Consider the following 11,669-nt stretch of genomic DNA (forward strand, 5'->3'; position numbering starts at 1 on the left):
GGGCCAGCGCAGCCTTCGGCAGCGGCTACGGCGCTGCGCCCGCCTTCCTTCTTTGCACGCAAGTGCCTGTTTTCATGACCATTCGGTTGAATTTCGACACCACAATAGTATTATCCGCGGCCCCTACACTGGCTGATTCACCATGACCTTCCCCTGCAACGTCGCTCCGGCGTACTTCCATTCCTCCAAGCATAAATAAGACCGAGAGCCATTTCATGACCGGCACTGCCACTGCCAAACCAGAGCTGAACTCCCTTGCCACCGGCAACGTCCAGCGCCTGAGTTTTTTCGTTTTCTCGCTGTTTTTCATTTTCGGCAGCATCACCAGCCTCAATGACGTGCTGATCCCGAAACTCAAGAGCCTGTTCAGCCTGACCTACGCCCAGGCCATGCTGGTGCAGTCTTCGTTCTTCCTGGCCTACGTGATTGCCTCGATTCCGGCCGGCCTGCTGCTGGCGCGGGTGGGCTATATGCGCGCCGCAGTCATCGGCCTGCTGACCATGGCGGCCGGCTGCCTGATGTTCATCCCCGCCGCCCTGGTGGGCGTGTTCGGCGCGTTCCTGGGTGCGCTGTTCGTGCTGGCCATCGGCGTGACCATCGTGCAAGTGGTGGCCAACCCGCTGATCAACCTGCTGGGCCCGACCGACACCGCCAGCAGCCGCGTCACCTTCGCCCACGCCTTCAACTCGCTGGGCACCACCGTGGCCCCGTACCTGGGCGCCATCCTGATCCTGGGCACGCTGAACGCCGTCGACCCGGCCAGCCTGTCGCCCCAGGCGCTGATCGCCTTCCTGGCCGAAGAAGCCCAGGTCATCAGCCACACCTACCTGGGCATCGCCCTGGCGCTGGTGGCAGTGGCGCTGATCGTCTGGCAGCAGCGCAAGCAGCTGCCGCCGACCATCAACCCCGAAGCCACCAACCCACTGGCAGCCCTGAGCCTGCTCAAGCGCCCGCGCTTCGCGTTCGGCGCCGCCAGCCTGTTCTTCTACGTGGGCGCGGAAGTGGCCATCGGCAGCCTGCTGACCAACTTCCTGATGCAGGACAACACCTTCGGCTTCAACGCTGAACTGGCGGGCAAGCACGTGGCCTACTACTGGGGTGGCGCCATGGTCGGCCGCTTCATCGGCGCCGCGCTGCTGCGCCGCTTCGCCCCGGGCAAGGTGCTGGCCTGCGCCGCCGCCTGCTCCATCAGCCTGATCCTGCTGGCGGCCAACAGCCACGGCGCCGTGGCCGGCTGGTCGATCCTGGCGGTGGGCCTGTTCAACTCGGTGATGTTCCCAACCCTGTTCGCGCTTGCCTGCGCCAACCTGGGTGCGCGTTCCGCCGAAGGTTCGGGGCTGATCTGCTGCGCCATCGTCGGCGGCGCCATCGTCCCGCCGCTGACCGGCCTTGTGGCCGACTTCAGCACCCTGTCGTTCTCCCTCGCGGTACCGGCGGTGTGCTACGCCGCCATCGCCGGCTACGGCTGGTACACCCGCAAGCCCGCCTGATGTAACCCCGTAGCAGCGGCCGCCGGCCGCGTCCTGCACCTGACACCCGCGTGCAGCGGACGCAGCCTGCGGCAGCTGCTACGCGAATCCGTACCCCCCCATCAATTGTCTGTAGCAGCGGCCACAGGCCGCGTCCTGCCCCCCCAGATCATTGCGCCCCCCGCAACGCTGCTTTGATCGATCCCTCGTTAATTTCCAGTGCCAGTCGTCGTACCCTGCCGCGGCAAGTTTTCCCGTCCCGAACCACTGGCGTTACCTGCATGACATTAGCGTACCTGGATTCCTACCGGCTCATGACCCAAGCGCGTGGCACGCTTGAGCGCACGCTGAGCCAATGCCTGGCCCCCCTGGGGCTGACCCTTTCGCAGTTCACCCTGCTCGACCAGCTGGTGCAGCACAAGACCAGCGTGTCGATGCACCTGAGCCAGCAGCTGGGCATCTCGCTGTCGGGCGTGACCACCCTGGTCGACCAGCTGGAACGCAAGCAATGGCTCGAGCGCCTGCACCACCAACCCGACCGGCGCCGGATAAAACTCAGCCCCACCCCCGCCGGCAACGAGGTCCATGCGCGCGCAACCGCCCTGCTGGCACGACTGCCCGACGAGGCTGAGCGCGTTGTGCCGGGGGCTTATTTCGAAGCGTTGAACGTGATGTTGCGGGCGTTTTGAGCCGCCCCCGCCCGCCTGCGCCGTAGCCGCTGCCGTAGGACCCACCGTAGGACGCTTCTGATTCGTCCCGGCCAGCTTGTGAGGGCCTGGTTGCCCCCGTAAGCTTTTCCTGTCACCTGCCCCCAACCATCGGCACCTGGGCTGCGCTGGAAGAGGATGAATCACCATGAACGGAAGCATCGACTGCAAACGGCATTTCAAGACGCCTTCAGCCGCCGTGCTCAAGCGTAGTGAACCCAACCGGGGCAACTGCCGCCCAGGTTCCAACCCGTCGGGAGGAAACGGCATGGAAAAGCGCATCGAACAACTGGAGCACACCTTGCCCGAGATTCGCGACAAGCTCACCCGCGTGGAAGGCAAGGCCGATTCGATCGAAAAACATGGCGCCACCAAGGCCGACCTCGCGGGCATGGAGTCGACGCTGATCAAGTGGCTGGTGGCCACCGCCTTCACCCTCACCGCACTGGCCAGCGCCATGACCTTCGGCATCGCGCGCATGCTCAATGGCTGAACAGGGCCAGGCCCGCCCGGCGGCCTTCACCGGGCGGGCGGTAATTTTCTGTTACTCTTCTGCGGTTTACACGCTCACCGCACAAAGAGAACCGAGAATGCAGCAAGCCAAGCTGAACCGTTGGTACGCCGGGGTGCTCACCCTGCTACTGCTTTGTACCACCTTGCCAGCCTTTGCGCAGTCCAGTGCTGCCCCGTCACAGACCGCAACCGCCCTGCCGACGCTGGCCGACGGCGCCACCCTGGAAACCCTCAACGACCAGCTCGACCTGATTCGCCAGCGGGTCACCGGCAGCGCCAACGACGACCAGCTGTCCACCCTGCGCCAGGCGGCGCTGCAGGTGCAGAAGCAGGCGGACGACCTCAACACCCAGCGCTCGGTCAGCATCGAGCACCTGGACGACCAGCTCAAGGTCATCGGCCCACTGGTGCCCGACGAGGCGCCCACCCTTACCGCCCAGCGCCAGGCCCTGACCGGCAAGCGCAACGCGCTGGTGGACGACGAGAAACAGCTGACGGCCCTGAGCCAGTCGGCCCGCGACCTGGCCACGCAGATCGTCAACCTGCGCCGCGGCCTGTTCAACTCGCAGATCAGCGCCCGTTCGGCCAGCCCGCTGAGCCCGACCTTCTGGTCTAATCTGATCCGCCCCACCGACGACGACGTGCGCCGCCTGAGCAGCCTGGCCCAGGACGTGGGCAACGGCAGTGCCGCGGTCATGGCACCGCAGGCCCGCTGGTTCTTCCTCGGCGCGCTGGTCGTGGCCGTGCTGATCTGGACCAGCGGCCGCCGCCTGCTGGAACGCCTGCTGGCCTGGTCGATGACCCGCTTCCTGCCCGAAGGCCGCCTGCGCCGCAGCGCCCTGGCGCTGAGCGTGGGGCTGACCACCGTGCTGACCATCGGCGTCTCGGCGCAGGTGCTGCACTGGGGCATCACCGGCAACGCCGACCTCAGCGCCAACGTGGTCAACCTGCTGGACCAGATGATGACCCTGGCGATCTTCTGCGCCTTCATCGTCGGCCTGGGCCGCGCCATGCTGATGCTGCGCCGGCCTTCGTGGCGCCTGCCCAACATTGCCGATGAAATCGCCAGCGCCCTGGGCCCGTTCCCGAAACTGCTGGCCCTGGCGCTGATGCTGATCGGCACCCAGGAACGCATCAACAGCGTCATCGCCAGCAGCCTGGCCTTGACCGTGGCCGTCAACGGCCTGACCGCCCTTGTGGTCTCGCTGATCGCCTTCTGGGCGCTGGTGCGCTACCACCGCAGCCACCACCAGTTCGAGGTGGAACGTCCCACCGGCTTCCCCGCACTGCTGCCGCTGCTGCTCGGCACCTGGGTGGGCGTGATCCTGCTGGCCCTGGTGACCGGCTACCTGACCCTGGCCTACTTCCTCACCGTGAAGATGCTGTGGATCAGCGTGGTGGCCACCAGCGCCTACCTGCTGATCGCCTTCTTCGGCGACCTCTGCGAAACCCTGCTGTCGCCCAAGGAACCCGGCGGCCTGGCCCTGGCCTCGGCGCTGGGCCTGTCGCAACGCCACCAGGCCCAGGTCAGCACCCTGCTGGCCGGCGTGGGCCGCACCCTGCTGCTGTTCTCCGGCATGCTGCTGGCGTTCATGCCCTCGGGCTCCAGCCCTGCCGAGATCCTCGAGAGCTTCACCCTGCTGGACCTGGGCGACAAGCCCCTGGGCGGCCTGAAAGTGCTGCCCGGCGACATCCTGCTGGCCCTGGCCCTGCTGGTCGGCGGCCTGCTGGGCATTCGCATCCTCAAGGCCTGGCTCACCGAGCGCCTGCTGCCGGAAACCACCATGGACGCCGGCATGCGCGCCTCCCTGGTGACCCTGGTGGGCTACATCGGCTACGTGCTGCTGGCGATCATGGTGATGTCCACCCTGAGTATCAGCCTCACCAACCTCACCTGGGTGGTCAGTGCCCTGTCGGTGGGTATCGGTTTCGGCCTGCAGGCGATCGTGCAGAACTTTATCTCCGGCCTGATCCTGCTCACCGAGCGCCCGGTGAAGGTAGGCGACTGGGTCAGCCTGGCCGGCGTTGAGGGCGACATTCGTCGCATCAACGTGCGCGCCACGGAAATCCAGATGTCCGACCGTTCCACGGTGATCGTGCCGAACTCGCAGTTCATCACCCAGAACGTGCGCAACGTGACCATGGGCAACGCCCTGGGCGTGGTCGGCATCACCCTGACCCTGCCGCTGGACACCGACGTGCTGAAGATCCGCGAGCTGCTGCTCAACGCGCTGAACGCCCATGAGTCGATCCTCGATGCGCCGGCGCCGTCGGTGTCGTTCAAGGACCTGACCGCCAGCGGGCTGATCATCAGCGCCAGCGGCTACGTGAACAGCCCGCGTTCGGTGTCGGGCGCGCGCAGTGACTTGCTGTTTACCATCCTTGGCCAGCTGCGCGAGATGGGCGTGGCGCTGTCTTCGCCGCAGAGCATGCTGCTGATCAACGACGAATCCAGCAAAGCCCCCCTCCCCCTGTAACAGCGCCCCCAGCCGCGCCCGGCATCCCTCGCCGGGCGCGGCACACACAGGCGCGTTGCGTACGACGCGCTTGTGATCTGCTTGTGATCTGCTTGTGATCTAGCTTTTGATCTTGATCTGGCTTTTGACCTTGATTGTATGCCCCGTAAAGCGCCCGGGCCGACTGGAGGCGTCGATCAACGGGCTGCCCGAAGGGCCGAGGCCGCAGGCCGAAGAGACGGTAACCCGCAGGCTTCTATAGCGGGTGCCGTCTGCCCGTTGATCGGCGCCGGAAGGAGGGGACCCGTAGCGCAGCGGAGGGCCCAAGCAGGGGCAAGCCCTTTTTGGTGACTTTTTGGGGCGACTGCCAAAAAGTTACTCGCCGTAAGGGCGAAACGGTCGGTGATCGCACCACGAAAATGGATATGTTCGAAATCGCCGAAGCGGGATTCGAAAGCCCTATGTATATCCAGCATCCAGGGTGATGCCACTTCACCTTTCCGGCCTTACGCCGGCTCACTTTTTGTCAAACGCCCGGTGTGCCGGCCCAGACAAAAAATAAGCAAAAAAGGCTTGCCCCTGCTTGGTCCCTACGCTTCGCTGCGGGTCCCCTCCCTCCGGCGCCGATCAAGCGGACGACGGCCCGGAATAGAAGCGTCTCCGGTTCCGTCTTCCTCGGCTCCGCCTCGGACCGCTTGCTCGACGCCTCCAGTCGGCCCTGGCGCTTTACGGGGCACACAATCAAGATCAACGGCCGCACGGGATCAAGATCAAACGCGGCTCGCGGCGTTTCCTGGGCGCGGCTGCGCCGCGCCGCGCCGCGCCGCGCCGACAACCGGACCTCCCCCCGCCCTTCCATTATTAGATTCACTGTGTAATATTATTACCATAATATAAACACCATCCCCGAAAAACACGAGGCCGCCCGCCATGGACGCTCACGTCACCCCCGCGCCCGAAACCCTCACCGCCACCCCTGGCGCCAGTCGCAAGCAAGCCCTGCGCCTGGGCGTGCTGACCCTCGCCGTGCTCGGCGCCTTGGCCTACGCCGGCCACTGGTGGCTGGCCGCCCGCTTCATCGAGGACACCGACGACGCCTACGTCGGCGCCGACGTGACCGTGATCAGCGCCAAAGTGCCCGGCTACATCACCGACGTGGCGGTGCAGGACAACCAGTTCGTCAAGGCCGGCGACCTGCTGGCGCGCATCGATGTGCGCGACTACCGCACCGCCCTGGCCAAGGCCGACGGCGCCGTCGCGGCCCAGCAGGCGACGCTGGTCAACCTCGACGCCACCGAACAGCTGCAACAGGCGGTGATCAACCAGGCCCGCGCGCAGATCGACGCCGCCGACGCTGAAGCCCAGCGCGCCGGCGACGACCACGCCCGCTACCAGACCCTGGTACGCAGCCAGGCCGTGTCGGTGGAAAGCGCCCAGCGCGCCGACGCCACCTGGAAGACCGCGCGCGCCGACCGTGCCCGCGCCGAGGCCGGCCTGCAAGCCGCGCGCCGCCAACTGGACGTGATCGACAGCCAGCGCGGCCAGGCCCGCGCCGCGTTGCAGCAGGCCCAGGCCGAGCGCGACCAGGCGCAGCTGAACATCGGTTACACCGAGCTGCGCGCGCCGGTGGACGGCTACGTCGGCAACCGCCGTGCACGGGTGGGCGCCTACGCGGCCGCCGGCAGCCAGCTGATTTCGGTGGTGCCGGCCAAGGGCCTGTGGATCGACGCCAACTTCAAGGAGGACCAACTGGCGCGCATGCAGGTGGGCCAGGGCGTCAGCATCCGCGCCGATATCCTCCCAGGGCGTGTGTTCCATGGCCACATCGACAGCCTGGCGCCGGCCACGGGCGCGCAGTTCAGTGTGCTGCCGCCGGAGAACGCCACCGGCAACTTCACCAAGATCGTCCAGCGCGTGCCGGTGCGGGTGCGCCTGGACAGCAGCGACGCCGAGTTCGGCGCCCTGCGCCCCGGCCTGTCGGTGACCGCCCGGGTCGACACCCAGCAGCACGCCGGCCACGATGACGTTGCCGTGGCCAGCCGGCCATGAACAGCCCGCTGCCCACCCTCAGCACCGGCCAGAAGGTCGCCGCCTTCGCCACCATGTGCGTCGGCATGTTCATCGCCCTGATCGACATCCAGATCGTCTCCGCCTCGCTCAAGGACATCGGCGGCGGCCTGTCTGCCGGCGCCGACGACACCGCCTGGGTGCAGACCGCCTACCTGATCGCCGAAATCATCGTCATCCCCATGTCCGGCTGGCTGTCACGGGTGATGAGCACGCGCTGGCTGTTCGCCGCCTCGGCGGCCGGCTTCACCCTGACCAGCCTGCTGTGCGCGCTGGCCTGGAACATCCAGAGCATGATTGCCTTCCGCGCCTTGCAGGGCTTCTTGGGTGGCTCGATGATCCCGTTGGTGTTCACCACCGCCTTCATGTATTTCACCGGCAAGCAGCGCGTCATCGCCGCCTCCACCATCGGCGCCATCGCCTCCCTGGCGCCGACCCTGGGCCCGGCGGTGGGCGGCTGGATCACCGACATCTCGTCCTGGCACTGGCTGTTCTACATCAACCTGCTGCCGGGGCTGTTCGTGACCTTCGCCGTACCGATGCTGGTCAAGGTCGACCGCCCCAACCCCAGCCTGCTCAAGGGCGCCGACTACATCGGCATGGCGCTGATGGCGGTGTTCCTCGGCTGCCTGGAATACACCCTGGAGGAAGGCCCGCGGTGGAACTGGTTCAGCGACAGCACCATCGCCACCACCGCCTGGATCGCCGCGGTCAGCGGCGCGCTGTTCATCTGGCGCTGCCTGGAAATACGCGAGCCCATCGTCGACCTGCGCGCCCTGGGCGAGCGCAACTTCGCCCTGGGCTGCCTGTTCTCGTTCATCACCGGCATCGGTATCTTTGCCACCATCTACCTCACCCCGCTGTTCCTGGGCCGGGTGCGCGGCTACGGTTCACTGGACATCGGCTTGGCGGTGTTCACCACCGGCATCTTCCAGCTGCTGGCGATTCCGGTGTACGCGTTGCTGGCCAACCGCGTCGACCTGCGCTGGATACTGATGCTGGGGCTGTCGCTGTTCGCCCTGTCCATGTGGGATTTTTCGCCCATCACCCACGACTGGGGCGCCAAGGAACTGCTGCTGCCCCAGGCCATCCGCGGATTTGCCCAGCAGATGGCGGTGCCGCCGGTGGTCACCCTGACGCTCGGTTCCTTGGCCCCTGACCGCCTGAAACTGGCCTCGGGCCTGTTCAACCTGATGCGCAACCTGGGCGGCGCCCTCGGTATCGCCGCCTGCGCCACGGTGCTCAATGACCGCAGCAACCTGCACTTCCTGCGCCTGGCCGAGCACCTCAACACCCGCAACGAAAGCATGAACAACTGGCTCGAGCAACTCACCCTGAACGCCCAACTGCTGGGCCAGAACAGCCTCGACGCCAGCCAGACCGCCTTGCGCCAGCTGTGGGCGCTGACCTGGCGCGAGGCACAGGTGCTGACCTACGCCGATGCGTTCCTGATGATCATGGCCTGCTTCATCGTCGCCACGGCGCTGGTGCCGCTGATGCGCAAGGTGCAGCCGCCGCAACAGCCCTCGGCCGACGCCCATTGATCGCGCTTGTCACCGCTGCGGAAACCGTGCAACTATCGCCCCATGAATATCTGCTGCTCAACCAACCGACATCAACACGGCCCCTGCTTCGGGTGCCGCGGTTGCTTGCGCTCATCGTTTGGTCAGTACCCCGTTTGCGGCTGCTGACCACCCGCTGACACAACCCCAAAGGCGCCTCCGGCGCCTTTTTTATTGCCTATGAAAAACTGGAGAGCAACACAATGACCATGCTGCGTGGAACACGAATTGTCACTGGCGAGGAAGCGGCTACCCTGCGGGACATGGAGGCTCGCTTCCGGAGCTATCTTCATCGACGCCGGGGCTGAGGAGGCCATTGTTCCCGCACTGTGGGGGCAGGATACGTTTATCGAAAAGGCCGGCGGCAGCGAAATCATCGGCCAAATGTGGGCCTTTGATGACAAGGCCGGGCGGCCCTGCTGCCTCATCCCTGAAGCGACTGCGTTGTTCCAGGAACGCAACGACTGGTTGCTGGGCACGCGCAAGGAAGCGATGTTTTTCTACGTTGCGCGTTGCTATCGGTATGAGCGCCCGCAAGCAGGCCGCTACCGGGAATTCACCCAGCTGGGGCTGGAGATCCTGGGGCCATCACCGGCTTTGGCCTTGCAGCGCAGCCAAGCTATCTGCACCGGTTTCCTGGATACGCTGGAGCTTGATTACGAGCTGAATGTGGGCGTCAAGCGCGGCTTGAGCTATTACGTTGACGGCCAGGGCTTCGAGGTGCGCTGCCCTGCGTTGGGCGCCCAGCAGCAGGTGGTGGGTGGCGGCGCATACCGCGAGGGCGCAGGGTTTGGCATCGGCCTGGAACGGCTGGTGCTGGCCACCTCCACACCGCGCCCGTAGCAGCGGCCAAAGGCCGCGTCCCAGCCGCCGCGAAGGTGCAGGCCAGCGCCGGACGCAGCCTTCGGCAGCTGCTACGAGCGTTAGCGTTGGGGGGCGACCAGGCGGAATTTGATGGCGATGTCGTCCGAGACCACCGTGTCCGCCCATTCGCCCTTGCCGATGTTGAAGTCGCTGCGCTTGAGGGTCAGCTCGCCCTCGAAGATGCCGATGCCGCCTTCGGCCTTCAGGTGAAAGGGCACGGTCACTGGGCGGGTGATGCCGCGCAGGGTGAGGTTGCCGGTGACCTGGTAACGGCTGTCGCCCAGGGCCTGGGTGGCGGTGGATTCGAAGGTGGCCTGGGGGTTGGCGGTGGTGTCGAACCAGGCCGGCTTGCGCAGTTCGGTGTTGGCGGTGTCGCTGCCGGCGTCGATGCTGGCCAGCTCGATGACCAGCCGTGAATGCGCAGCCTCGGGGTGCTCGGTGTCGAAGCTCAGGCTGCCGACGAAACGCTTGAAGGTGCCGTAGGTCCCCGAGCCCATCTGGTTGAAGGTGAAGCTCAGGGTGCTGGCCGTGGGGTTGACGTCGGTGTATTGCGCCGCCTGGATGGCAGGGGCGAGAACCAAGGCTGCCCAAAAGGTGCAACACAACAATCGTTTCATGGCACACCCCTGACGCACGGCACACCTTTCACTGTAGCCGCTGCCGACAGGCTGCGCTGGCCCTTGTCCACACTGGAGGTCTCCAGCGTAACTCAGGGCCAGCGCAGCCTGCGGCAGCGGCTACGCACGCATCGGTGTGGGGTTACATCAGCAATTCGCCGCCGCCCGTGGCGGTCTTGGCCAGGCCGGCGATCACCCGTTCGCCGGTTTCCGCTGCCAGTTCCTGGTACCAGGCCTGGGTGGCCTGCGGCTCACCGCCATGGGTCACCTGCGACCGCGCGCGGGCACGCTGCATGATCTGCGCGGTGCGCTCGGCGCGCGCAGCGTCGTAGCGTTGCAGGGCGGCGTCCAGGCCGACGCCATCGTCCAGGCAGCGCGCCAGCACCCAGGCGTCCTCCATGGCCTGGCAGCCACCCTGGCCCAGGTCCGGGGCCATGGGGTGGGCAGCGTCGCCGAGCAGCACCACGCGGCCTTTGACGAAACTGCTGATGGGCGCCATGTCATGGATTTCCACCCGGCTGACGATGGCCGGGTCCAGGCGCTCGATCAAGCGCTGCACCGGAGCGGCCCAGCCGCTGAAGTGGCCGGCCAGGTCATCGCGGTAGGCCTCGCGCTGGTTCGCCGTGCCGGCTGGCAACGGCACGTCGAAGAAGAAATACAGCTGGCCGTTGCCCATGGGCATCAGCGACACGCGCTTGTGCTCGCCGACGAACTGCGTCCACTCGCCTTCAGGCGCCAGGTCGGCAGCCGCGTCGATGCGGCCGTTCCAGTTGACGTAGCCACAGTACTCGCGCTGCACCTCGCGGCCCACCACGTGGTTGCGCAGGCGCGAGTGCGTGCCGTCGGCCGCCACCACCAGGTCGGCCTTGATCTGCTGGCCGTCGCTGAAGGTCACCCGCACGCCGTCGTCCAGCGGCTCGACCGTTTCATAACTGACCCCTAGCGTCACGTGCTGCGGCCCGCAGGCTTGCAGCAGGATCGCCTGCAAGGCAGTGCGGGCGATCGGGCAGGCGCGCTGGCCGACGGTGTCATACAGCGGTTCCAGGCTGAAGCGGGTCAGCAACTCGCCTGCCGCGGTGCTGTAGCTCATGCCGCGCATGTCGCCGCTGGCCGCCTTGATCGCCTCGTCCAGGCCGAGCTTGGCCAGCACATTGACACCGTTGGGCCAGATGGAAATGGCCGCGCCGGCCGGGGTCAGCTGCGGCACCCGGTCGAACAGCCGCACGCGGTGGCCGCCGCGCTGCAGGGCGATGCCGGCGGACAGGCCACCGATGCCGGCGCCGATGATGACGATGTCGAGGGGGCGGGAAGTTGGGGACATGGCGAAGTACCTTGATAACAAACCTGATCGATTGGTCAGGTATTGCAGGTTGCTTGCCAGCTTTGCCAAACGGCACATGAAGCTTGTGCCAGA

9 protein-coding genes are annotated in these 11,669 nt (G+C 66.3%); 7 read left to right on the plus strand and 2 right to left on the minus strand.

The window, feature by feature from the left end:
* The first annotated feature begins 215 nt into the window (after positions 1–215).
* The 7 genes from ACWKWX_RS20655 to ACWKWX_RS20685 all read left to right on the plus strand — a co-directional run bounded on the left by ACWKWX_RS20655 (position 216) and on the right by ACWKWX_RS20685 (position 9,617).
* Positions 216–1,490 (plus strand): sugar MFS transporter, encoded by a 1,275-nt coding sequence (locus ACWKWX_RS20655; protein WP_416424076.1) that lies wholly within the window; start codon positions 216–218, stop codon positions 1,488–1,490.
* 293 nt (positions 1,491–1,783) lie between these two features.
* Positions 1,784–2,158, plus strand: coding sequence for a MarR family winged helix-turn-helix transcriptional regulator (locus ACWKWX_RS20660; RefSeq protein ID WP_416424075.1), 375 nt, complete (start codon positions 1,784–1,786; stop codon positions 2,156–2,158).
* Between the two features lie 286 nt (positions 2,159–2,444).
* Positions 2,445–2,669, plus strand: coding sequence for a hypothetical protein (locus ACWKWX_RS20665; protein ID WP_416424073.1), 225 nt, complete (start codon positions 2,445–2,447; stop codon positions 2,667–2,669).
* A 97-nt stretch (positions 2,670–2,766) separates the two neighbouring features.
* On the plus strand, positions 2,767–5,166 hold the full coding sequence (locus tag ACWKWX_RS20670) for a DUF3772 domain-containing protein (RefSeq protein WP_483828747.1): 2,400 nt from the start codon (positions 2,767–2,769) through the stop codon (positions 5,164–5,166).
* Positions 5,167–6,075: 909 nt separating this feature from the next.
* Complete coding sequence (locus tag ACWKWX_RS20675) at positions 6,076–7,194, plus strand: HlyD family secretion protein (RefSeq protein WP_416424071.1); 1,119 nt, start codon at positions 6,076–6,078, stop codon at positions 7,192–7,194.
* On the plus strand, positions 7,191–8,756 hold the full coding sequence (locus ACWKWX_RS20680; RefSeq protein ID WP_483828748.1) for a DHA2 family efflux MFS transporter permease subunit: 1,566 nt from the start codon (positions 7,191–7,193) through the stop codon (positions 8,754–8,756). The genes ACWKWX_RS20675 and ACWKWX_RS20680 overlap by 4 nt, the downstream gene beginning before the upstream one ends.
* Positions 8,757–8,990: 234 nt before the next feature.
* On the plus strand, positions 8,991–9,617 hold the full coding sequence (locus ACWKWX_RS20685; protein WP_483828749.1) for a class-II aminoacyl-tRNA synthetase family protein: 627 nt from the start codon (positions 8,991–8,993) through the stop codon (positions 9,615–9,617).
* 80 nt (positions 9,618–9,697) lie between these two features.
* On the opposite strand, the gene ACWKWX_RS20690 is transcribed toward ACWKWX_RS20685, so the two are convergent.
* Both ACWKWX_RS20690 and hpxO read right to left on the minus strand, forming a co-directional pair.
* Complete coding sequence (locus ACWKWX_RS20690; RefSeq protein ID WP_483828750.1) at positions 9,698–10,255, minus strand: YceI family protein; 558 nt, start codon at positions 10,253–10,255, stop codon at positions 9,698–9,700.
* Positions 10,256–10,397: 142 nt separating this feature from the next.
* Positions 10,398–11,576: an FAD-dependent urate hydroxylase HpxO gene (gene hpxO / locus ACWKWX_RS20695; RefSeq protein ID WP_483828751.1), complete on the minus strand. Its 1,179-nt coding sequence runs from the start codon at positions 11,574–11,576 to the stop codon at positions 10,398–10,400.
* Between the last annotated feature and the right edge of the window lie 93 nt (positions 11,577–11,669).

Source organism: Pseudomonas imperatae, from assembly GCF_057128625.1.

What these genes read in the sequence shown, in the direction of transcription:
- ACWKWX_RS20655 (WP_416424076.1), top strand. Translation starts at nt 216, where the DNA reads ATGACCGGCACTGCCACTGCCAAACCAGAGCTGAACTCCCTTGCCACC.
- ACWKWX_RS20660 (WP_416424075.1), top strand. Translation starts at nt 1,784, where the DNA reads ATGACCCAAGCGCGTGGCACGCTTGAGCGCACGCTGAGCCAATGCCTG.
- ACWKWX_RS20665 (WP_416424073.1), top strand. Translation starts at nt 2,445, where the DNA reads ATGGAAAAGCGCATCGAACAACTGGAGCACACCTTGCCCGAGATTCGC.
- ACWKWX_RS20670 (WP_483828747.1), top strand. Translation starts at nt 2,767, where the DNA reads ATGCAGCAAGCCAAGCTGAACCGTTGGTACGCCGGGGTGCTCACCCTG.
- ACWKWX_RS20675 (WP_416424071.1), top strand. Translation starts at nt 6,076, where the DNA reads ATGGACGCTCACGTCACCCCCGCGCCCGAAACCCTCACCGCCACCCCT.
- ACWKWX_RS20680 (WP_483828748.1), top strand. Translation starts at nt 7,191, where the DNA reads ATGAACAGCCCGCTGCCCACCCTCAGCACCGGCCAGAAGGTCGCCGCC.
- ACWKWX_RS20690 (WP_483828750.1), bottom strand. Translation starts at nt 10,255, where the DNA reads ATGAAACGATTGTTGTGTTGCACCTTTTGGGCAGCCTTGGTTCTCGCC.
- hpxO (WP_483828751.1), bottom strand. Translation starts at nt 11,576, where the DNA reads ATGTCCCCAACTTCCCGCCCCCTCGACATCGTCATCATCGGCGCCGGC.